A 22,572-nucleotide genomic window follows, 5' to 3' on the forward strand; every position below is an offset into this window, starting at 1 on the left:
ATCCATCAAACGTGCAAGACGATCCGCGTCGGACCCTGAAACAAAAAACGACTTGGCTGCTCGAATACTGGCCATCATAGCCAGAAATGCGTTTTCAATCAATCAGGTCCGGGGATTTCGTGAACCACGTTTCACTTCGGTAACGTAGCCCAGCGCGATTGAGGCAAGGATGCAGCCAGTGAACAGGTACAGACCCCACGCTGTTTCGATCGTTGCGTAGGAAATGCCCTTGGCCAAGGTGATGTAGAGCGCGATGAGGAAGATATCGGCCATGGCCAGCTTGCCCATGATGTTCAGCGCGGGTTGGACACGTGGGTCCAGCAGATCCCATTGGACCAGCGCGGTGCCGATGGTTTTGATGTAAGGGGCGAACAGGGCAAAGACGGTGACGACCAGCGCGAGGAAGATGTCTGATTTCCAGAGGGATTGAAGGCCGGTGATGACGCTGATCTCGCTGAGGCCGAAGATCGGCAGCAGGCCCGCGCGCATCAGCGGGGCGAACCACGCGATGGGGTAGAGGATCAGCAGCGAGAGGGTGGCGACTTTTAGGATTCTGCTTCTCCGGATTTATCTTCAATTTGCTTTGGAGGCGCTGGAAGGCCAAGTGGCTCGTCTGTCTCGCCTTCTGCGATTGTGAAGATTTTTTTGAACAGATCTACAACCGGGTTCAGGTTTTTCGCGCTCTGACCAGCTACCGCGGTGACTTCGGTCACCCCTGCAAGCATTACGTCCAAATCGCTAATCTTTTTGTTTATTTCTGCTTGAAGCTTTTCAAGTCGGTTCAAAAGTCTGCGCTTGTGTTTTTCTTCAAAAGCATCAGAGGAGCGTATTTTTTGCCGAGCTTCATTAATATGTTCCTCGATTTCTTCAACCTGATCTTTCGATAACCTGACCAAATGGTTCTCATGCTCAATAGCAATGCTAGTTGCACCTTTTCTTAACCGAAACGCTAGTTCCATGCGTTGAATTTGGTTCAAAACTATATTGCAAGCTCTCTCTAGGTCTTCAGCATGAGAGGGGTCCAGGGTCTGGACCGGTTGTCCGCATAACTTGGCCAGTTGCACAATCCGCCCATAATATTCGAACAAGTCTCCTGCGATTGCTTGCGCGTATTCGTAGTTGTTTGTGGGGGATAAATCGCCATCGTTGAGCTGTTTGACGTCTTTGATGGCAATTTCTAGTTGCTCAAACGGGTCCATCGCTTCGCCAGTAAACTATCGCACCGCCTCAATCGGCCCTTCCGCACTCCCACTGATGAACTGCTCGACAAAAGGATCACCCGAGGAATCCATCTGGCTGACCGGACCGGTCCACTGGATCACCCCGTCATGCAGCATCGCCACGTTGTCGGCGATCGCGCGGACGGAACTCATGTCGTGGGTGATGGTCATTGCGGTGGCGCCCATCTCGGTCACGATTTCGCGGATCAGATCGTTAATGACGCCCGACATGATCGGGTCCAGCCCCGTGGTGGGCTCGTCGAAAAAGATGATCTCGGGCTCGGCGGCGATGGCGCGGGCCAGGCCCACGCGTTTCTGCATGCCGCCCGACAGCTCGGAGGGGTACAGATCGGCCACATTGGCGCGCAGGCCGACGCGGCGCAGCTTGTCGATGGCGATCTCGCGGGCCTCGTGTGCCGGGCGCTTGAGCGAGCCGCGCAGCAGACGGAAGGCCACGTTCTGCCAGACGGGCAGGGAATCGAACAGAGCGCCGCCCTGGAACAGCATGCCGAACCGGGCCAGAAAGGCATCGCGGTCGCCGGTTTCAGCATCCTGACCATCGACATAGATCTTGCCGCTGTCAGGCTTGATCAGGCCGAGGATGCATTTCAGCGCCACCGATTTTCCGGTGCCCGACCCCCCGATGATGACCATTGAGGTACCCGTGGGAATTTCCAGGTTCACGCCCCGCAGGACATGGTTGTCGCCAAAGGCCTTGTGTACGTTCTCCAACCGGATCATAGCGAGAAGAACACCCCCGTCAGAACGAAGTTGGCGGCCAGGATCAGCACGGCCGCGGCCTCGACCGAGCTTTTGGTCGCGCGGCCCACGCCCTGGGCGCCACGGCCTGAGTGCATGCCGTAGTAGCAGCCCATGATGGCGGCGATTACCCCGAAGGCCGCCCCTTTAACCAGCGACGACAGAATGTCGAGCGGTTCCAGAAAATCGACCGTATTCTTCAGATAGGCCGCCGGGTTGAAGCCCAGGTTCTGCGTGGCCACGGCATAGCCGCCCGCGATGCCGATGATGTCACCCACCGCCACCAGCACGGGCAGGGTGATCAGCGCGGCCAGAACGCGCGGGGCGGTCAGGTATTTCATAGGGTGGGTCGACAGGGTGACCAGCGCGTCGATCTGCTCGGTCACTTTCATGGTGGCGATTTCTGCCGCGATTGACGAGGTGACGCGGGCGGCGATCATCAGGCCGACCATGACAGGGCCCAGCTCGCGCACCATGCCAATGGCGACGATCTGGGGCACCACGGCCTCGGCATTGAAACGCGCGCCGCCGGCATAGATCTGCAGCGCCAGTGCCCCGCCGGTGAAGATGGTGGTCAGCCCAACGACCGGCAAGGACAGCCAGCCGATGTTCAGCAGGGCCACGCCGAATTCACGCGGGTAGAAGGGCGGGCGAAAGATGTGCGACACCGCATCCAGAGCAAACAGCGCCACGCGGCCGAAGGCGGCCAGCAGGTTCAGGACCGCGCGGCCCAGTTCGCCAAGCCATGTGATCGGGTTCATTCGACGTAGCCCCGCGAATAGCGGCTGCCGAGTGAGGTCAGGATCTCGTACCCGATGGTGCCCGCGGCCTCGGCCAGGTCGTCCACCGTCTGGTGGCCGTTGAGAATGCGCAGACGTTCGGGCGTGTGCGGCAGGTCGGTCACGTCAACGGTGATCAGATCCATCGAGATGCGTCCCACGACCGGGCAGGGCAGGTCACCGGCGAAGGTGTCGATGCCGCCGCCGATGGCGCGGTGGAGCCCGTCGGCATAGCCCGCGGCCACCGTGGCGATGCGCGACGGGCGGCGGGCCTTCCAGGTATTGCCATAGCCGACGGTTTCTCCGACGGCCAGATCGCGCACCTGGATTACCGGCAGATCGACGGTGACGACCGGCTTGGCCGCGGCGAAGGGCAGGCCGCCATACAGGCCGATGCCCGGGCGGCACAGGTCGAAATGGTATTCAGAGCCCAGCAGCATGCCACCGGTGGCGGCCAGCGACCGGGGGGCCGAGACGCCCTCGGTCATGCCCCGGAATGCCTCGAGCTGCTGGCGGTTCATCGGGTGGTCGGGTTCGTCTGCGCAGGCCAGGTGCGACATGACCAGCACCGGGTTCAGTGCCTCGGCCCGGTTGCGCAGGGCGGACCAGTCGGCGGGTTCCAGCCCCAGGCGGTTCATGCCCGTGTCCAGTTGCAGGCCGAACGGATGCACCGGCAGCGCCTGGATGTGGCGCTGGAATTGTTCGGGCGAGTTGAGCAGCGGCACCAGGTCGTGATCGCGCAGCAGATCCGCATCGCCTTCCATGTGGCCGGAAAAAACGAAGATTAGAGGCCCGGGACCGATCGCCCGGCGCACGGCGGCGCCTTCCTCGGCCACGGCAACAAAAAACTTGCGGACGCCTTCCTCGGCCAGCGTGCTGGCAACGGGGCCGGCACCCAGACCGTAGGCGTCGGCCTTGACCACGGCGCCGGTCTCGGCATCGGTTTTGGCGTCCAGCGCTCGCCAGTTTCCGGCCAGCGCGTGAAGGTTGATCGTCAAACGTGCGGTACTCATGATCCGTTCATGACATCGCGCCGCACGAGGTCAAGGGGGAATGCGCCACAAATGAGCGGAATCTCCGCGACTTGGGCAGCATGTGGCCGGGCCGCTCCCAAAGGGGGCGCGTTCGACGGCCACCCGCATTGTTCCCCCATCAGGGTCAAAGCCAGCGAATGACCCCGATCGTTCACATGGTCGACTGAGGAGAGGGGGTCAGTAACCCTCGATCTGGGCGCCCTGCTGCCAGGGTTTGACAAGGTTGCCGAACCGGGTGAACTGCGCCTCGAAGGACAGCTCGACCGTGCCGATGGGACCGTGGCGCTGTTTGCCGACGATGACCTCGGCCTTGCCGTGCAGGCGCTCCATCGCCTGCTTCCATTCTTCCATCTTCTCCAGCTCGTGATCGCCGGGCTTTTCGCGCTCTTTGTAGTACTCTTCGCGGAACACGAACATCACCACGTCGGCGTCCTGCTCGATCGAGCCGGATTCGCGCAGGTCGGACAACTGCGGGCGCTTGTCGTCACGGTTTTCCACCTGACGCGACAACTGCGACAGGGCGATGACGGGGATGTTCAGTTCCTTGGCGATGGCCTTCATGCCCATCGAGATCTCGGCGATCTCGTTCACGCGATTGTCGGACATGCCGCGGCACAGCTGCAGATAGTCGATGACCAGCAGGTCCAGCCCATGCGTTCGCTTGAGCCGACGCGCGCGCGCCGCCAGCTGGCTGATCGGCAGAGCCGGCGTGTCGTCGATGAACAGCGGGCAGGCCTCCAGCGCCTTGGCGGCGTCGACGAAACGGCGGAACTCGTCCTCGGTCATGTCGCCCTGGCGGATCTTGTGGCTGGAAATCTCGGACGCTTCGGCCAGGATCCGCCCCGCCAGCTGCTCGGCGCTCATTTCCAGCGAGAAGAAGCCGACGACGCCGCCATCGACCGCCCCTTCGGTGCCATCGGCACGGATGCCGCGCTTGTAGGCCTTGGCCACGTTGAAGGCGATGTTGGTCGCCAGCGAGGTTTTTCCCATCGACGGCCGCCCCGCAAGGATGATCAGGTCGGACGGATGCAACCCGCCCAGCTGCTTGTCCAGATCGATCAGCCCGGTTGAAATCCCGGCCATGCCGCCGCCGCGCTGATAGGCTTCGTTGGTGACGTTCACCGCCTCGGTCACGGCCTTGAGGAAGGACTTGAACCCTTGTTCGGTCTGGCCCTGCTCAGACAGCTGGTACAGCTTCTGCTCGGCTTCGACGATCTGTTCCTTGGGTTCGCTGGCCACATCGACCCGCGCCGCCTTGTCCGAGATGTCGCGACCCAGCCGGATCAGCTCGCGCCGGATCGCCAGGTCATAGATCATCTGGGCATAGTCATGCACGGCAAAGGCGCTGATCGAGGCGCCGGCCAGCTTGACCAGATAGGCCGGACCGCCCAGTTCCTTAAGGCCTTCGTCCTCGGCCAAAAAGGATTTCAGCGTCACCGGCGAGGCCAGTGCGTTCTTGGCGATGCGCGCGGCGGCGACTTCATAAATACGGGCATGGACCGGGTCATAGAAATGCTCGGGCCCGATGATCGAGGCGACCCTGTCATACAGGTCGTTGTTGGTCAGGATCGCGCCAAGAAGCTGCTGTTCGGCTTCGATGGAATGCGGCATGGTCTCGGCGTTCTGAATCTGCGCCGCTGCCTGCTCGATACTGCTGATTTCGTTCATTTCGTCCCCGCTGCCTGTCCCGAGGTTCTACACGCAGACCCGCTGTTCAAGCTATCTGGAAATACCTGTGGCTAACTGCGGGTAAAGCCATGGGATAACTTTCCAGACCGTTTGGATGTTATCTTGATTGTCGCCTATTATGTAGGAAACGGTGAAAAAGTCACCAGATATCGCGGTGACTGGGCTGATTCCCTCACAGTTATCCCCATCTCATCCACATTTGACCTAAGACTGTTTGTTGGCCTCCTGCCAGCCGCGCGGGTCGTTCAGGAAGGCTTCGACCCCGTCAAGTGTTTCCGCATCAAAGGCTTGCTGCGCCTTGGCCTCGGCCAGAACGTCCCACCAGGTGCACAGGTGGTGCAACTGCACGCCGTGATCGCCCAGCGTCTTTTCGGTTTCGGGAAAGATGCCATAATAGAAGATCACCGCCGTATGTGCGCAGGTGGCGCCGGTTTCGCGGATCGCGTCCACGAAGGACAGTTTCGAGCCGCCATCGGTGGTCAGGTCCTCGACCAGCAGCACGCGCTGGCCTTCGGTCATGGTCCCTTCGATCCGGGCGTTGCGGCCATAGCCCTTGGGCTTCTTGCGCACATAGGTCATCGGCAGGGCCATGCGTTCGGCCACCATCGCGGCGAAGGGGATGCCCGCGGTTTCACCGCCGGCGATGTTGTCGAAGGCTTCGAACCCGGCATTCCGCATGACTGTGACCGTCAGGAAATCCATCAGGGTCGACCGGATGCGCGGGTACGAGATCAGCTTGCGGCAATCGATATAGGTGGGGCTGGGCAGGCCACTGGCCAGCGTGAACGGCTCACGCGCGTTGAAATGCACCGCCTTGATCTCCAGCAGCATCCGCGCGGTCAGGCGGGCTATTTCCGTGCTGTCGGGAAAGGAACTGGGGATCATGGCGGGACCTCGGTGCTGAAATGACGTTGCGGGCTGATAGCCTGCCGACCGGCCCGATGTCGAGAGGGGTTGGCGCAAAAGAAAAGCGGACCTCGCAAGAGGTCCGCTTGATGCCCGGATGGGCAGTTGAGGCAGCCAAGGTGGGCTTAGCTGCTCATGTCATAGGCCCGTTCGCCGTGGACCGACAGATCGAGCCCGTTCGTCTCGGTCTCGGCGTCTACGCGAAGCGGGGTGACAAGCGCAACCACCTTGATCAGCACAAATGTGACAACTGACGTAAAGGCACCCACGATCACCAGCCCGCCCAGCTGTGCGGTCCAAGCGCCCAGGCCGAAGACGGCGATCATGATGGTGCCGAAAATGCCGCCCACGCCATGCACGGCGAACACGTCCAGCGTATCGTCGATGTTCAGCACGTTGCGGACCACGTTCACCGCCTCTTGGCACAGGATGCCGGCGACCGCGCCGATGATCAGCGCCTGAACCGGATCGACATAACCCGAGGCCGGAGTGATCGAGGCCAGACCCGCGATGGTCCCGGTGACCAGACCGACCAGCGAGGCCTTGCCATACTTGATCCGCTCCCACAGCGCCCAGCTGAGCGATGCGGTGGCGGCCGAGATATGGGTGACCGTCAGCGCCATTGCCGCGCCGCCATCCGCGGCCAGTTGCGAGCCGCCGTTGAAGCCGAACCAGCCGACCCACAGCATCGCGGCCCCGATCATGACGAATCCGGGGTTGTGCGGCGGGGTTGTGCGGTTCTTACGCGGCCCCAGGACCCAAGCGATGATCAGAGCGGCCAGACCGGCGGTTTCGTGCACCACGATTCCACCGGCGAAATCGCGCACGCCGATTTCACCTAGAATGCCGCCATCGGTCAGGATTCCTCCGCCCCAGATCCAATGAACCACCGGCGCATAGCACAGCAGCATCCACAGGCCCGAGAAGACTAGCACGAAGCCAAAGCCCACGCGCTCCACATAGGCGCCGACGATCAGGGCCGGGGTTATGATGGCAAAGGTCATCTGGAAGGCAAAGAACAGCACCTCGGGCAGGGTGCCCGACAGGCTGTCGGCATCGACGCCGTTCAAAAACGCCTTGCCCAGCCCGCCCCACAGGCCCGAACCGCCGTCGCCGAAGGCGATCGAGTAACCCGCGACCAGCCACAGGATGCTCATCAGGCAGGCGATCGCGAAGCAGTGCATGAAAACGCTCAGCACGTTGCGGGCGCGCACCAGCCCGCCATAGAACAGGGCCAGGCCCGGCAAGGTCATGAACAGGACCAGCGCCGTCGCGACGATGATCCAGGCGGTATCGGCTCCGTTCATTGGGCCGTTCTCCTCTTTCCTGAAGCTGCGCCAAGGGGCGCGGTGTGAGTGACGTGCCGTGGGTTCAACCGAACGGACGTCGAGGAAAAAAGAGGCAGGGTGCAAAAAAGATGCCTGTTTTGGCGCCCTTTTTCCAAGTGGTGACAAAAAGTGCGCCCTATCCGGACGAGTGCAAAAAATTTAAGCGAGTTCGGAAAGGCCGTTTTGCAGCAGTTTCAGCGCATGATCCCGCGCCGAGCGTCGGACATTGGCGCGGCCTGCGGCGCCGAACTCTACGGTTTCGGTCAGGGTAGGGCGGCCTGTGAGGGCAAGGCCGAAACAGACCCGGCCCTCGGGCTTGAACTCGGACCCGCCGGGCCCCGCGATGCCGGTGATCGAGACCGCAAGCTGCGCCTGGGAATGCGCCATCGCACCCTCGACCATCTCGCGGGCGACCTCTTCAGAGACGGCACCATGGGCCGCCAAGGTCTCGGCGCGCACGCCCAGCATGTCCTGTTTGGCGGCGTTGGTATAGGTGACGAAGCCTCGGTCAACCACGGCCGAACTTCCGGGAATGTCGGTCAGTGCGGCGGCGACCATACCGCCCGTGCAGCTTTCGGCGGTGGCGATCATGACGTTCAGCGCCTTGGCGCGGTCGAGCAGTTCGGCGACGGTCATAGGCCCAGTACTCCGTGTGCTATCCCGGCCAGGATCAGAACGCCCACGGCCGCGAACGCGCCCGCGATCACGTCGTCCAGCATCACGCCCAAGGGGTCGCCGCGCCGGTCGGCCCAGCCGATGGGGCCGGGTTTGGTGATGTCGAACAGGCGGAACAGTAAAAACGCGGCGATCCAGCCCGGCCACAGGGCGGTGACCGCGATGTCATGCGCCCAGGCCGGATAGGACACGGCCCAGATAGCGATGAACTGGCCCGCGACCTCGTCGGCGACGATCTCCGAGGGGTCGTGATCGTCCTGCCCGGCGGTCATGACGCCGGTGGCCCAGGTGCCGGCCACAAAGACGGCGACGGTTGCGACGGCCAGCAGCGGGAAGCCACCTAGCAGGTGCAGCGCCAAGGCCAAAGGCAGTGCGGCCAGCGAGCCCCAGGTGCCGGGGGCAGGGCGCAGATATCCGACCCCGCCGACGGTTCCGATCAGGCGCGCCAAGGTCATGGTTTCACCAGACAGGCGGTTGCGATAGCAGCGATGCCTTCCTTGCGGCCGGTAAAGCCCAGCCGCTCGGACGTGGTGGCCTTGATCGACACGCGATCGGACTCCAACCCTATGATTTCGCTCATTTTCTGCCGCATCGCCGCAGCGTGCGGGCCGATCTTGGGGTATTCGCAGACCAGCGTGCAGTCGATGTTCGAGATACGAAAACCCATGCGCGTGGCCAGATCCACCGCATGGCGCAGAAAGATCTCGCTGGCGGCGCCTTTCCACTGCGGGTCGGACGGGGGGAAGTGCTGGCCGATATCGCCCTGCGCCAGCGCGCCATAGATCGCGTCGGTGACGGCGTGCATGCCAACATCCGCGTCGGAATGGCCCTGCAGCCCCCGATCATGCGGGACCTCGACGCCGCACAGGATAACGTGATCGCCCGGCCCGAACCGGTGCACGTCATATCCGTTGCCCAGCCTTACATCCATGTCTGACCTCAATATCCGTTCAGCCCGGGCAAAATCCTCGGGCCGTGTGATTTTCAGATTGTCCGCGTCGCCCGGCACGATGGCCACGTTGATCCCGGCGGCCCGGGCAACCTCGACATCATCAGCGGCCCCGCCGGAGTGCGCCGCATGCGCGGTCACGATGGCGTCATAGCGGAACCCCTGCGGCGTCTGCGCAGCAAACAGGTCCGCGCGATCTCGGGTGCCCGTCACTTGGTCGTCGGCCCCGGTCCACAGCGCATCGGTCACCGGCAGCCCAGGTGCCGCGGCGGCGTGGGTGTCGAGGGCCGCCAGCACGTCACCAATGACCCGCGCGCTGACACAGGGCCGGGCCACGTCATGGATGAGAACCTTGCTGACGTTGCGATCAGCCAGTGCTTGCAAGCCGTTGCGCACGGATTCGGCCCGGTCGGCGCCGCCGGGCGCAAGGATCAGGCCGCTGTCGGCGAATTCCGTCCAGGCCGCGGGGTCGTCGGGAGACAGGACCAGCACGACCAGTGACACCTGCGCCTTGATCCGTTCGATCGTCCAGTCGGCCACACGCCGCCCGGCCAAAGGGCGCCATTGCTTGGGCTGGCCTCCTCCGGCGCGAAGGCCGCGCCCGGCGGCGACGATGATGGCGGCGGTTGTCATGTTTGTGTTTCCGAACTTCGCTTAGCTCCCGTGTTTAGGCGGCGGTGAAAGCAGAGGCAATCACTCGCGGCAACCTGATTAATAATTGGGCACATGATGATTTTGCGGGCTTGCGGGCCGTGGTTTTATTGTTCATACGCGCCGAATTCGATATGAAAACCGCGAATGCTCAAGGATTAGGCACGTTGACGCTGCGCATTGCCGAGAAAATTGTGACCCCGCCGGTTCTGCTGGCGCCGATGGCCGGAATCACCGACCGGCCCTTTCGCGACCTCGTCATGCGGTTCGGCGCCGGGATGGTGGTCAGCGAGATGGTCGCCAGCCAGGAGATGGTGCAGGCCAAGCCGGGCGTGCGCGAACGGGCCGAGCTGTCGGCTGATGTGGAAAACACTGCCGTACAGCTGGCCGGGCGCGACGCCTATTGGATGGCCGAGGCCGCGCGGCAGGTCGCCGATCGGGGCGCGCGGGTGATCGACATCAACATGGGCTGCCCGGCCAAGAAGGTGACGAACGGCTATTCCGGCTCGGCCCTGCTGAAGACGCCCGACCACGCCCTGACCCTTATCGAGGCGGTCGTGGGCGCGGTGGACGTTCCGGTGACTCTCAAGACCCGGCTGGGGTGGGACGACACGCTGCTGAACGCGCCGGACGTGGCGCGGCGGGCGCAGGAGGCCGGCGTTCAGATGGTGACGATCCACGGGCGCACGCGCTGTCAGTTCTACAAGGGCGAGGCGGATTGGGCCGCGATCCGCGCGGTCAAAGAGTCTGTCAGCATTCCGGTTGTGGCCAATGGCGACATCACCAGCCCCAGACGTGCGCAGACAGCGCTGGAGCGGTCGGGTGCGGATGGCGTCATGGTCGGCCGTGGAGCGCAGGGCAAACCGTGGCTGCTTGCGCAGATCGCGCACGAGCTGTGGGAGACACCGGCGCCAGAGGTTCCCGAAGGTGACGATCTGGCCGACATGGTGCGGGCGCATTACGAGGCGATGCTGGGGTTCTATGGCGCCGATCTGGGGCTGCGCGTCGCGCGCAAGCATCTGGGCTGGTACATGGACGAGGCCAGAACGCCGGCGTCGCTGCGCCGCGCGGTCCTGACCTCGCGCGATCCTGCCGAGGTTCTGCGGCTGATCGGCAACGCGTTGACGGAAAATGCCGAGGTGGCAGCATGATTTCGGATCAGGTCATCTGGGCTTCTCTGCCGGTTCCGGCCTTCATTATCGACCCCGCTGATCGCATCGCCGATATCAATTCCTCGGGTGAGGGGTTTCTGAACGCCTCACGCAAATCGGTGGTCGGGCATCCGGTCTGGGACCAGATCGCCGTGGACGCGCCGTTGGAAGAGGCTTTCACGCGCGCCCGCCAGCAGGGCACGCCGCTGTTCGTGAATGATGTGGACGTGGGTTCGGGCAATCGCGCGCCGCTGCAATGCGCGTTGCAGATCGCGCCGTTGCTGGGGCATCCGGGGTCCATGATCATGATCGTCTCGCCGCGCGAACTGGCCAGCCGCATGACCCGCGGCAACACGGTCAAATCGGCGGCGCAGTCGGCGATCGGCATGGCCGAGATGCTGGCCCACGAAATCAAGAACCCGCTGGCCGGGATCACCGGTGCTGCGCAGTTGTTGAGCATGAATATCGGCCCACAAGACCTTGAACTTACAGATCTTATCGTGGCCGAAAGCCGCCGGATCGTGAAGCTCCTCGAACAGGTCGAGCAGTTCGGAAACCTCTCGCGCCCCGACTTCAAGCCGGTCAACATCCACGATGTTCTGGACCGCGCGCGCCGCTCGGCGCTGCTGGGCTTTGGAGCCGACATGACCATCATCGAGGATTACGACCCCTCCTTGCCACTGGCTTATGGTGACCCGGATCAGTTGCTGCAGGTGGTTCTGAACCTGCTCAAGAACGCGTCCGAGGCGGCCGGTCCCGAGGGCGGGACGATCCGCCTGCACACTTATTTCGAACATTCCTTCCGTCTGCGGCGCAGTGATGGGTCGGGCCACTCGCTGCCGCTGCAGATCGAGATCATCGATAATGGCCCGGGCCTGCCCGAGGACATCCGCAGCGACATTTTCGACCCGTTCGTATCCGGCAAGGAAAACGGGACCGGGCTGGGTTTGGCGCTGGTCAGCAAGATCGTGTCCGACCACGACGGTTGGATCACGGCCGAGTCGGTGCCGGGGCGGACGGTCTTCCGGCTGTCGCTGCGCCGCGCGCCGCGCGAGGCAGGGCAGGACAAAGAATAATCAAGGAGAACACCAGATGGATGGCACGGTACTGGTTGCAGATGATGACAGAACGATCCGGACGGTTCTGACCCAGGCCCTGACGCGGGCGGGCTGCAAGGTGCATGCGACCTCGTCCCTGACAACGCTGATGCGTTGGGTCGGCGAGGGCAAGGGCGACGTGGTGATCTCGGATGTGGTCATGCCTGATGGCAACGGGCTGGAAATGCTGCCCAAGATCGCGCAGGACCGGCCGGGTCTGCCGGTGATCGTGATCTCGGCTCAGAACACGATCATGACGGCGATCCAGGCGGCCGAGGCGGATGCCTATGACTATCTGCCCAAGCCGTTCGACCTGCCGGACCTGATGAAGCGCACCGCCCGCGCGCTCGAGCGCAAGCAGCGCGCACGGTCCGAGCCGGATACGCCGAGCGAAGAGCGCCCCGACGATCTGCCGCTGGTCGGTCGTACCCCGGCGATGCAGGCGCTGTACCGTCTGGTCGCGCGGGTGATGAATACGGATCTGTCGGTGCTGATCTCGGGCGAGAGCGGCACCGGCAAATCGTTGATCGCGCGGGCTATTCACGATTTCTCGGACCGGCGCACGCTGCCCTTTGTAACGGCTGCCGCCGCGGATCTGATCGACCTTGAAGGCCCGGCGCGCGTCATGGCGCGGGTGCGCGGCGGGACCCTTCTGTTCGACGAGATCGGCGATCTGGACGACGAGATCCAAGCCCGTATCGTGCGGATGATGGATACGCCCGGCGATCACGTTCCGCGTTTCATGGCCACCAGCCAGACCGACCTGACTGAGGCGATGGAACGCGGCCAGATCCGGCAGGACTTGTATTACCGCCTGTGCGGGGCCACGATCCAAGTGCCCGCCCTGCGCGAGCGCGTCGACGACATCCCGCTGCTGGCCGAGCATTTTCTGGCTCGGGACGAGCGAGACACCGGTGTGAAACGCTGGCTTGGGCCCGAGGCGGTCGAACTGGTGCGCCGCTATTCCTGGCCGGGCAACGTGCGACAGCTGGAAAACGCCATCCGACGGCTGAGCCTGACCAGCCGGTCTGACGAGATCACCAAGGCCGAGGTCGAGGCGGTTCTGGGCAGCCAGCCCGAGGCCGAGCCTCTGTTGGGCGGGGGAGAGCGCGAAAAGCTGTCGTCGTCGGTCGCGCGCCATCTGCGGCGGTATTTCGACCTGCACGGGAACATGCTTCCGCCGCCGGGCCTGTACCAGCGCATCCTGCGCGAGGTCGAGGCGCCGCTGATCGAAATCGCGCTGGAGGCAACGGGCGGAAACCAGGCGAAATGCGCCGATCTTTTGGGGATCAACCGGAATACGCTGCGCAAAAAAATCACCGATCTCGATATTCAGGTGACACGTCGCCGTAAACTGATGTAATATCGCCACACAAACCGTGGCATCCGGGCATGCGCCCGGCAAGGACCACGACATATGGCGGTAAGTCGCGCAAGCGGCACATCAGGATGAGGGCAGATGGTGGCAACCCGGGCACAGAACCGGCCGATGATTGTCCTAGATCGGTGGCGGAAGTCCCGAAAGTTGCGCAATTTCGGCACGTTGGGCTTGGTGGTTCTGGGGCCGGCCCTGGCCTTGGCGACCTATCTGGTGATCGGGCCGTTCGATCTGGGCGCGACCGCTCCGTCGCTGCGGCTGATCCTTCTGGCAGATCTGGTGTACGTTCTTGTCGTGGCGGCCCTGGTGCTCAGCCAGTTGGGCCGCTTGGTCGCCGCTCGGCGTGCGAAATCGGCGGGGTCCCGCCTGCACCTGCGGCTTATCGGCGCCTTCACGCTGCTTGCGCTGGTGCCTACGGTGATCGTGGCGATCTTTGCCGGCTTGACGGTGAATATCGGGCTCGAGGGCTGGTTCTCGGACCGGGTGCGGCAGGTGGTGGGCTCGTCGCTGGCGGCGGCCGAAGCCTATGAGCAGGAGCACCGACAGGGCCTGACGCAGGATGCGCTTGTGCTGGCCCGGTTTCTGGACAATGCGCGGTCGCTGGACTTCTTCATCTCGGATGGCGAATTGCGCGAGGTATTGGCGCAGGGGCAGGCCCAGATCCAACGCGGCCTACGCGAAGCTTATGTCATCGACGGCAGCGGCGAGATCCGGGCTCGGGGCGACCGGTCCTATCTGTTCAATTATGAACGACCGACTCCGCAGCAGTTCGACCAGGCGCGCGCACAGGGCCATCTGGTCATCGCCGACTGGCCCAACAATGAGTTCCGCGCGCTGGTCCCGTTGGAGGCCTTCCCCGACCGGTACCTGTATGTTAGCCGCGCGGTCGACGGGCGGTTGTTGACGCTGCTGGACGACACCAAGGAAACCGCCCAGTTCTACCAACAGCTCGAACGCGAGCGGGGCCGGGTTCTGTTCGAGTTTGGCTTGCTGTATCTGGGCTTTGCGCTGATCCTGATCTTGGCGGCGGTGTCGCTGGGCATGTGGTTTGCCGAACGTCTGTCGCGGCCTGTCGGGCGGCTGACCACCGCCGCGCAACGGGTCGGGGCCGGTGATCTGGACGTGCAGGTCATCGAAGAGTCCAGCGATGACGAGATTTCCATGCTGGGCCGCTATTTCAACCAGATGACCCGGCAGTTGAAGGCGCAGCGCGACACGTTGCTGGAAAACACCCGCCAGATCGAAAGCCGACGGCGGTTGTTCGATTCGGTACTCAGCTCGGTCACGTCGGGTGTCGTCGGAGTCGATTCAGACGGGCGGGTTACATTCGTGAACCGGTCGGCCGAACGGCTGCTGGACTGGTCCGGCAGCGACCAGCATCCGCCGATCGGCATTGCCGTGCCTGAATTTCTGCCATTGTTCGAGAAATTGAAGGAAGGCGCGCAGGAGGCCGTTCAGGGCGAGGTCAAAGTGATCCGCAAGGGGCGGTTGGAGAACCTGTTGGTGCGCATGGCCACGCGCCGGGGCGAGGATGGCCGCCTTGAAGGGTATGTGGTTGCGTTCGACGACGTGACTGACCTGGTCAGCGCTCAGCGGATGGCGGCCTGGGGCGACGTGGCCCGTCGGATCGCGCATGAGATCAAGAACCCGCTGACCCCAATCCAGCTGAGTGCCGAGCGCATCAAACGCAAGTTTGCCCGCAAGCTGGAGCCCGAGGACAGCGCCACGCTGGAATCCATGACCGACGTGATCGTGCGCCAGACCAACGACCTGCGCCGGATCGTGGACGAGTTCTCGAAATTCGCGCGGATGCCCGAACCGGACCGGCGCCAGGAGGATGTCGTCAACCTGGTCAGCGAGGCGGTCTTGCTGCAACAGGCCGGGCAGCCGGATGTCGAGATCACGGCCGATCTGCCGGATCAGCCGGTGCTGGCCGACGTCGATGCGACCATGCTGAGCCAGGCCTTGACGAATTTGATCAAGAATGCCGGCGAAGCGATTGAAACACTGAAAGAAAAAGGGGCCCCCGAGAACTTGGTGCCGCAGATCCAAGTCGTGGTGCTAACGGTTGATGACGGGGTTCAGATCACCATCGCGGACAACGGGATCGGTCTGCCCGAGGATCGGGCCAAGCTTTTCGAACCCTATGTGACCACCCGCGACGAGGGGACGGGTTTGGGCCTGCCCATCGTCAAAAAGATCATTGAAGAACACGGCGGTTCGCTGACCCTCGAGGATGCCCCCGTGTTCGCCGGACAGGACCATTTTGGCGCGATGGCCGTGATCCGCTTGCCGTTGACCGACGCGGTCCCAGGCGCAGCGCCGCAGAAACAGGCAATAATAACCAACTCAGTGAAAGCAGGCCAAAGATGAGCGACATTCTGATCGTAGATGACGAACGCGATATTCGCGAACTTGTGTCCGACATTCTGGAGGACGAAGGATACACCACCCGGCTGGCCGCAAACTCGGACGAATGCATGAACGCAATCAACGCCGAGCCGCCGGGGTTGTTGATCCTGGATATCTGGCTCAAGGACAGCCGGATGGACGGCATCGACATCCTGAAGGCGGTCAGGCGCGACAATCCCGACATTCCGGTGGTTATCATCTCGGGGCACGGCAACATCGAAATCGCCGTCGCCGCGATCAAGCAGGGCGCTTATGACTTCATCGAAAAGCCCTTCAACATCGACCAGTTGATGGTGGTTATCCGCCGTGCCATGGAGACCTCGCGCCTGCGCCGCGAGAACGCCTCGCTCAAGCGCAATGAGGTCAGCAGTTCCGAGATGATCGGCAGTTCGGCCGCGTTCCGCGCCATGGTGGCCCAGTTGGACAAGGTGATCAAGTCGAACGGTCGGGTGATGCTGCGCGGCCCGGCCGGGTCGGGCAAGGAGATCGCCGCGCGCTACATCCACGCTCATTCCAATCGCGCTAACGCCCCTTTCGTGACCGTGAATTGTGCCGGGATCGAACCCGAGCGCGTGGAAGAGGTTCTGTTCGGCCGCGAGTCGCCGGAACGCGGCATCGAATCCGGTCTTCTCGAACAGGCGCATGGCGGTGTGATCTATTTCGACGAAGTCGCCGACATGCCTTTGGGCACGCAGTCCAAGATTCTGCGGGTGCTGGTGGATCAGCAGTTCCAGCGCGTCGGCGGCAGCGACAAGGTGCGGGTCGATCTTCGGGTGATCTCGTCGACCAACCGCGACCTCGAGGCCGAGATCGCGGCCGAGCGGTTCCGCGAAGAGCTGTACCACCGTCTGAACGTGGTTCCGATCGCGGTGCCGTCGCTGGAAGATCGGCGGGAGGATATCCCGGTTCTGGCCCGTCATTTCATCCAGATCTGCAACGAGACCCAGGGCCTGCCCGTTCGCGAGTTGTCGGACGAGGCCGTGGCGCTGCTGCAGACCATGAGCTGGCCCGGAAACGTGCGACAGCTGAAAAACCTGGTCGAGCGAGTGTTGATCCTAGGTGATGGCAGCGGTCCCATCGAGGCGCGCGAACTGCCCAGCGACGAAGACAAGAGCGAAGAGCCGGGCCGCGTGGTGCTGTCGGGCGCGCTGGCAACCTTGCCCCTGCGCGAGGCGCGCGAGGCGTTCGAACGTGAATACCTGCTGACCCAGATCAACCGGTTCGGCGGCAATATCAGCCGCACGGCCAGCTTTGTGGGGATGGAGCGCAGCGCGCTGCACCGCAAGCTGAAGTCGCTGGGTGTGGTCACCTCAAGCAAATCCGGCGCCCGGGTGGCACGGGTGGATGAACCCGAACCGGCCGAGTGACGGGCGGCTTGCCTGCGGGGGTGAATGCCCCTGCGGCGCATGCGCGAACCGGTGTCGTCCCTGTCAGGGCGTGATGATCTGGAAGGATCCGTCGTCGAATTTGACATAGCAGGCGCTGCCGGTCAGCGGTGGCAGGGTTGTAGTCCGCTGGGGTGCAACTCCGCGTTTCTGGCTCTGCTTGCAGGGCGGCAGGCTGACCGGCCGGTATCCGTTGCGCGCCATGCATTGCGCCTCGACCGTGTCGCGTAGGCCCTTGTTTGCATCCACGGTGTAGACCCGCCCCGGCTCCCACCAGCCGGCCGAGCGATAGCAACGTCCGCGGCCATCGCAATAGGTCTGGCCCGGCCAGTAGACCGGCGGAGATTGACGCACCTGGTTGGCCACGGGCACCTTGTTCAGCGCCGCGACCTGGCATTCGGTGGTATCGGCCTGCATACGCGTCACGCTCGCGCCTTCGCGATAATACATCGACAGGGGACCGCAGGCGGCCACGGCAAGCAGGATCAGACAGCTGAGCAAGACGGTCTTCATGCCTCGATCTTGCATCACGGATAAGGTCATGACAATTCAATTGACCGTATTCGGGGCATCTGTCATTCAAAACGCTCAGGCAGAAGGGCCAAGGGAATGAAGGTCATCATTTGCGGCGCCGGCCAGGTCGGCTGGCAGATCGCGCGGCACCTGTCGGGCGAATTGAACGACGTAACCGTCGTGGACAACAACCCGGATTTGGTGCGCCGGGCGATCGAGACGCTGGACGTGCAGGGTGTTTCGGGCTTCGCCAGCTATCCCGACATACTCGAGCAGGCCGGGGCGCGGGACGCCGACATGATCATCGCCGCCACCCATTCGGACGAGGTGAACATGGTCACCTGCCAGATGGCGCATTCGGTGTTCTCGATCCAGCGCAAGATTGCGCGGCTGCGTGCGAAATCCTATCTCGAAGCGATTCACCGCGATCTGTACCGGCGCGACCATCTGCCCATCGACGTGGTGATCAGCCCCGAGCGCGAAGTGGCCGCCGCGGCCATGCGGCGCCTGTCGGCGCCGGCAGCCTTCGACACCGAGCTGTTCATGGACGGCATGGCGCAACTGCTGGGCATCCGGCTGGATGAAGACTGCCCCATCGTGAACACCCCTTTGCGTCAGTTGACCGATCTGTTCTCGACTCTCAGCGCGATTGTGGTGGGGGTGCGGCGCGACGGCACGCTGTTTGCGCCGGAATCCGAAGATCAGCTGTTCGTGGGCGACGAATGCTACGTCTTTACCCACGTCAAGGACGTCGACCGCACGATGGAGGTCTTCGGAAAAACGCAGAAAAAGCAGGACCGCGTGGTCATCGTCGGTGGCGGCAATGTCGGGCTCGAGGTTGCGCGCACGCTGGAAGAGCGCGAGGGTCGGATCCGGGCCAAGGTGATCGAGCGCGATCGGCGCTGCGCCGAGAAGGCCGCCGAGGCGTTGGAGCGCACGATCGTTCTGAATGGCGACGGTCTGGATGCCGCGTTGCTGCGCGAGGCCGGGATCGAGCGGGCCGACGCCATGCTGGCCGTCACCGATGACGACCGGACCAACATGTTGTCGGCGGTGCGAGCCAAGGCCGAGGGTTGTCCGCTGGCGATTGCGCTGATCAACGATCCCAGCATGGCGGCCTTGACCGGCCCGTTGGGGATCGACGCCTATATCAACCCGCGCGCAACCACGGTCAGTTCGATCCTGCGCCACATCCGGCACGGCCGCGTGCGGCAGGTCTATTCGATCGGCGACGCCGAGGCCGAGGTGATTGAGGCCGAGGTCCTGTCGACCTCGCCGCTTGCCGGGCAGAAACTGCGCGACATCGCTTTCCCCGAAGGTGTACTGGTCGGCGCATTGCGCCGCGGCGACGAGGTGCTGCGGCCGTCCGGCGCTCTGCGGATCGAGGAAAAGGATGTGCTTGCGATTTTTGCCATGGCCAGTGACGTACCCGAGGTCGAACGCCTGTTGCAGGTGTCGATCGATTTCTTCTGATGGCCGTCGCGCGCACCGGACGGATCGGCGTTTTTCAACGCTTGCCCCTGTTCCTGCTGATCTGGGGTGTCGCGTCGCTGGCGATGTGGATTCCGGCGATCTATGCGTTGGCACTGAACGACCATCATACGTCTCAGTCCTTTTTCTATTCCGGCCTGATCGGGGTGTTTCTGGTGTCGATCATCGGATTGGCCCTGTCCAATCGGCGGCCGCGCAGGGGCACGTTGGGCCAACTGGCGGTGCTGTTGGCCACGCTGACCGTGCTGCCGGTCTTTCTGGCGGTGCCGATGCATGACGCGCTGGGGAACACGCGCTTTCTGAATGCCTATTTCGACATGGTCAGTGCCGTGACGACCACCGGAGCCGATCTTTTCAGTGATCCCGGCCGCCTGTCGGCCCCGGTGCATCTGTGGCGTGCGCTGGTCGGCTGGATGGGCGGGCTGCTGATGTGGGTCTCTGCGGCGGCCATCCTTGCACCTCTGTCTCTGGGCGGGTTCGAGATCACCGCACGCGGTGAACCGGGGCGGCCGGTCTCGGGCGTGGCGCAGAGCGAACTGGCCGATCCCCGCGGCCGGCTGTTTCGCGTGGCTCGGACCCTGACACCGGTTTATGCGGGGCTGACGGCCGTGATTTGGATCCTGCTGCTGATCGCGGACGAACAGGGTCTGACGGCGATTTGCCATGCGATGTCAATCATGGCGACGTCGGGGATTTCACCCGTTGGTGGCCTGGAAGGATCAACCGCGGGGATCACGGGCGAGGCCATCCTGTTCCTGTTTCTGTTTTTCGCTCTGTCGCGGTTGACCTTTTCGACCGATACGGCGGTTTCCGGTCATAGCCGTCTCGACAAGGACCCCGAGTTCCGCATTGGCCTGCTGATCGTGGTTGCGGTCGCGGCCTTGCTGGTGTTCCGGGCCTTGGCCGGCATGGCCGAGATAGGAGGCCAGGCCACCGGGTTGCAGGTTTTGAACGTGATCTGGGGCATGCTGTTCACGGTGCTGTCCTTCCTGACGACCGCCGGGTTCGAAAGTTCCTATTGGAACGATGCACAGCAGTTGTCGGGCCTGGGGACGCCGGGGCTGGTTTTGATGGGGCTGGCGCTGATCGGTGGCGGTGTGGCCACGACTGCGGGCGGGGTCAAGCTGTTGCGGGTCTATGCGCTGTATCTGAACGGCGCGCGCGAGTTGGACCGCCTGATCCATCCGTCTTCGGTCAGCGGCGCGGGGGCGGGCAATCGCCGCATCCAAAGCCAGGGCGCTTACATCGCGTGGATCTTCCTGATGATCTTTGCCTTGGCGCTGGCGGTCTTCGACGTTCTGCTGGCCGCTGAAGGGGTGGGCTTCGAGCAGGCCATGGTTCTGAGTGTCGCCGCGCTGAGCACGACGGGCCCGCTGATCGAACTGGCAACGGACGTGCCGTTGCGGCTGATCGATCTGTCGGCGGGGGCCAAACTGTCACTGTGTGCCGCGATGGTGATCGGGCGGCTGGAAACGCTGGCGATCATCGCGCTGATCACGCCCAGCCTGTGGCGCGATTGAAGCGCTTCGGGTTACTGCCTGATTTTTCATCTGGAATATCTGTTCGTGTCACTCCATACTCGCGCGGAGGGAGCGCGTTGGTCCGCAGCGCGTAAGCAAGAACAACGGCGAGATAACAAAATATGGCTTCGGACAGACAGAATCTTCAGGATGCCTTCCTGAACAATGTACGGAAAGCAAAGGTTCCCGTTACGATTTTCCTGATCAACGGCGTGAAATTGCAGGGTGTCATCACCTGGTTCGACAATTTCTGCGTGCTGCTTCGCCGCGACGGACAGTCGCAGCTTGTCTACAAGCACGCGATCTCGACCATCATGCCCTCACAGCCGATCAACCTGTATGAGGGCGAAGACGCCTCTTGATGGAACATGACCGGAGGCGCACCCGGGCTTGGGTGCTGCATCCCGATATCAAGTCAGATGACCAGCGCCGTGATCCCGTTCCGGCGCTGGAAGAGGCGGTGGCACTGGCTGCCGCTTTGCCCGATCTGGATGTGATCGGGTCCGAGATCGTTCGCCTGCCGCGGGCGCAGCCCGGCCTGCTGTTCGGCAGCGGCAAGATCGAGGAACTGGGCGCGCGTTTTGCTGAAAACGAAATCGAGCTGGTCCTGATCGACGGGCCGGTCACGCCGGTTCAGCAGCGCAATCTGGAGAAGGCTTGGAAGGTCAAGATTCTCGACCGAACGGGGTTGATCCTTGAGATCTTCTCGGACCGCGCCCGCACGCGTGAGGGCGTGTTGCAGGTCGAGATGGCCGCGCTCAGCTATCAGCGCACGCGACTGGTGCGGGCCTGGACCCACCTGGAACGTCAGCGCGGTGGGCTGGGCTTTGTCGGCGGACCGGGGGAAACCCAGATCGAGGCCGACCGTCGTGCGATCGACGATCAATTGGTGCGCTTGCGCCGTCAGTTGCAGAAGGTCGTGAAGACACGGACGCTTCACCGGGCCGCGCGGGCCAAGGTTCCCTATCCGATCGTGGCGCTGGTCGGCTACACCAACGCGGGCAAATCCACGCTGTTCAACCGCCTGACCGGGGCCGAAGTCATGGCCAAGGACATGCTGTTTGCCACGCTGGACCCGACCATGCGCCGGATCGAACTGCCCGACGGGCCCGAGGTGATCTTGTCGGACACGGTGGGATTCATCTCGAACCTGCCGACCGAACTGGTCGCGGCCTTCCGCGCCACGCTCGAGGAGGTTCTGGCCGCCGACCTGATCGTGCATGTGCGCGACATCAGTCATGCCGAGACCGAGGAGCAGGCCGAGGATGTGCGCACGATCATGGCCTCGCTGGGTGTGGACGATACCCGCCCTCAGCTTGAAGTCTGGAATAAGATCGACCTGCTGTCCGACGAAGACCGGCAAGCCGTGCAAGCGCGGGCCGGGCGCGATCCCGCAGTGTTCCCGATCTCGGCCGTGACCGGCGAGGGGATCGACCCGCTGCTGACCGAGATTGCCACGATCCTGCAGGGCGTGCGCCGGGAAGAGGTTCTGAAACTGGGGTTTGCCGATGGCAACAAGCGTGCCTGGCTGTTCCGGCAGGACGTGGTGCGCGGCGAAAAACAGACTGAGAACGGGTTCGAGATCACCGTTCTGTGGACCGACAAGCAGGCCAACCAGTTCGCGGGCCTCTGACG

21 protein-coding genes are annotated in these 22,572 nt (G+C 63.2%); 9 read left to right on the forward strand and 12 right to left on the reverse strand.

What is annotated here, in order from left to right; all coding sequences use genetic code 11:
• Positions 1-102: 102 nt before the first annotated feature.
• The 11 genes from AC2FMM_RS06525 to AC2FMM_RS06575 all read right to left on the reverse strand — a co-directional run bounded on the left by AC2FMM_RS06525 (position 103) and on the right by AC2FMM_RS06575 (position 9,972).
• Entirely contained in the window at positions 103-552 is a 450-nt protein-coding gene (locus AC2FMM_RS06525; RefSeq protein ID WP_496796135.1) for a paraquat-inducible protein A, read from the reverse strand.
• Positions 546-1,199, reverse strand: a complete 654-nt coding sequence (locus AC2FMM_RS06530; RefSeq protein ID WP_496796105.1) for a hypothetical protein — start codon at positions 1,197-1,199, stop codon at positions 546-548. The genes AC2FMM_RS06525 and AC2FMM_RS06530 overlap by 7 nt, the downstream gene beginning before the upstream one ends.
• Positions 1,200-1,214: 15 nt before the next feature.
• A complete protein-coding gene (locus tag AC2FMM_RS06535; RefSeq protein ID WP_496678076.1) occupies positions 1,215-1,961 on the reverse strand; it encodes an ABC transporter ATP-binding protein in 747 nt (248 codons plus the stop codon).
• Complete coding sequence (locus tag AC2FMM_RS06540; protein ID WP_496796106.1) at positions 1,958-2,740, reverse strand: MlaE family ABC transporter permease; 783 nt, start codon at positions 2,738-2,740, stop codon at positions 1,958-1,960. Before AC2FMM_RS06540 ends, AC2FMM_RS06535 begins: the two co-directional genes overlap by 4 nt.
• Positions 2,737-3,771, reverse strand: a complete 1,035-nt coding sequence (gene alr, locus AC2FMM_RS06545) for an alanine racemase (RefSeq protein ID WP_496796107.1) — start codon at positions 3,769-3,771, stop codon at positions 2,737-2,739. Before alr ends, AC2FMM_RS06540 begins: the two co-directional genes overlap by 4 nt.
• A gap of 198 nt (positions 3,772-3,969) precedes the next feature.
• On the reverse strand, positions 3,970-5,460 hold the full coding sequence (locus AC2FMM_RS06550) for a replicative DNA helicase (protein ID WP_496678081.1): 1,491 nt from the start codon (positions 5,458-5,460) through the stop codon (positions 3,970-3,972).
• 225 nt (positions 5,461-5,685) lie between these two features.
• Positions 5,686-6,366, reverse strand: a complete 681-nt coding sequence (locus AC2FMM_RS06555) for an orotate phosphoribosyltransferase (RefSeq protein WP_496686243.1) — start codon at positions 6,364-6,366, stop codon at positions 5,686-5,688.
• Positions 6,367-6,512: 146 nt separating this feature from the next.
• A complete protein-coding gene (locus AC2FMM_RS06560; protein WP_496678084.1) occupies positions 6,513-7,694 on the reverse strand; it encodes an ammonium transporter in 1,182 nt (393 codons plus the stop codon).
• Positions 7,695-7,874: 180 nt separating this feature from the next.
• The gene (locus AC2FMM_RS06565) at positions 7,875-8,351 is read right to left on the reverse strand and encodes a CinA family protein (RefSeq protein ID WP_496796108.1); all 477 of its coding nucleotides are present in this window, start codon (positions 8,349-8,351) and stop codon (positions 7,875-7,877) included.
• A complete protein-coding gene (locus tag AC2FMM_RS06570; protein WP_496796109.1) occupies positions 8,348-8,845 on the reverse strand; it encodes a phosphatidylglycerophosphatase A family protein in 498 nt (165 codons plus the stop codon). Before AC2FMM_RS06570 ends, AC2FMM_RS06565 begins: the two co-directional genes overlap by 4 nt.
• Positions 8,842-9,972, reverse strand: coding sequence for a bifunctional 2-C-methyl-D-erythritol 4-phosphate cytidylyltransferase/2-C-methyl-D-erythritol 2,4-cyclodiphosphate synthase (locus AC2FMM_RS06575; RefSeq protein WP_496796110.1), 1,131 nt, complete (start codon positions 9,970-9,972; stop codon positions 8,842-8,844). The genes AC2FMM_RS06570 and AC2FMM_RS06575 overlap by 4 nt, the downstream gene beginning before the upstream one ends.
• Before the next feature lie 152 nt (positions 9,973-10,124).
• On the opposite strand from AC2FMM_RS06575, the gene dusB reads away from it, so the two are divergent.
• The 5 genes from dusB to ntrX all read left to right on the forward strand — a co-directional run bounded on the left by dusB (position 10,125) and on the right by ntrX (position 17,395).
• Positions 10,125-11,141 (forward strand): tRNA dihydrouridine synthase DusB, encoded by a 1,017-nt coding sequence (gene dusB, locus AC2FMM_RS06580; RefSeq protein ID WP_496796111.1) that lies wholly within the window; start codon positions 10,125-10,127, stop codon positions 11,139-11,141.
• On the forward strand, positions 11,138-12,217 hold the full coding sequence (locus AC2FMM_RS06585) for a two-component system sensor histidine kinase NtrB (protein ID WP_496796112.1): 1,080 nt from the start codon (positions 11,138-11,140) through the stop codon (positions 12,215-12,217). The genes dusB and AC2FMM_RS06585 overlap by 4 nt, the downstream gene beginning before the upstream one ends.
• A 16-nt stretch (positions 12,218-12,233) precedes the next feature.
• Positions 12,234-13,601 carry a response regulator gene (locus tag AC2FMM_RS06590; RefSeq protein WP_496796113.1) on the forward strand — a complete coding sequence of 456 codons (1,368 nt, stop codon included), beginning with the start codon at positions 12,234-12,236 and terminating at the stop codon, positions 13,599-13,601.
• A 96-nt stretch (positions 13,602-13,697) separates the two neighbouring features.
• On the forward strand, positions 13,698-15,989 hold the full coding sequence (locus tag AC2FMM_RS06595; RefSeq protein ID WP_496796114.1) for a sensor histidine kinase NtrY-like: 2,292 nt from the start codon (positions 13,698-13,700) through the stop codon (positions 15,987-15,989).
• Positions 15,986-17,395, forward strand: coding sequence for a nitrogen assimilation response regulator NtrX (ntrX, locus tag AC2FMM_RS06600; RefSeq protein WP_496796115.1), 1,410 nt, complete (start codon positions 15,986-15,988; stop codon positions 17,393-17,395). Before AC2FMM_RS06595 ends, ntrX begins: the two co-directional genes overlap by 4 nt.
• Before the next feature lie 63 nt (positions 17,396-17,458).
• On the opposite strand, the gene AC2FMM_RS06605 is transcribed toward ntrX, so the two are convergent.
• Positions 17,459-17,926, reverse strand: coding sequence for a hypothetical protein (locus AC2FMM_RS06605; RefSeq protein WP_496678100.1), 468 nt, complete (start codon positions 17,924-17,926; stop codon positions 17,459-17,461).
• 96 nt (positions 17,927-18,022) lie between these two features.
• Here AC2FMM_RS06605 and trkA point away from each other — a divergent pair, with 96 nt between their 5' ends.
• From trkA to hflX, 4 genes are all read left to right on the forward strand, one after another.
• Positions 18,023-19,399 (forward strand): Trk system potassium transporter TrkA, encoded by a 1,377-nt coding sequence (gene trkA, locus AC2FMM_RS06610; RefSeq protein ID WP_496678102.1) that lies wholly within the window; start codon positions 18,023-18,025, stop codon positions 19,397-19,399.
• Positions 19,399-20,937, forward strand: a complete 1,539-nt coding sequence (locus AC2FMM_RS06615) for a TrkH family potassium uptake protein (protein ID WP_496686224.1) — start codon at positions 19,399-19,401, stop codon at positions 20,935-20,937. The genes trkA and AC2FMM_RS06615 overlap by 1 nt, the downstream gene beginning before the upstream one ends.
• Positions 20,938-21,059: 122 nt before the next feature.
• Complete coding sequence (gene hfq, locus AC2FMM_RS06620; RefSeq protein WP_005982826.1) at positions 21,060-21,299, forward strand: RNA chaperone Hfq; 240 nt, start codon at positions 21,060-21,062, stop codon at positions 21,297-21,299.
• On the forward strand, positions 21,299-22,570 hold the full coding sequence (gene hflX, locus AC2FMM_RS06625) for a GTPase HflX (protein WP_496796116.1): 1,272 nt from the start codon (positions 21,299-21,301) through the stop codon (positions 22,568-22,570). Before hfq ends, hflX begins: the two co-directional genes overlap by 1 nt.
• The last annotated feature ends 2 nt before the right edge of the window (positions 22,571-22,572 follow it).

This window comes from Ruegeria sp. BHSC043 (genome assembly GCF_059612985.1).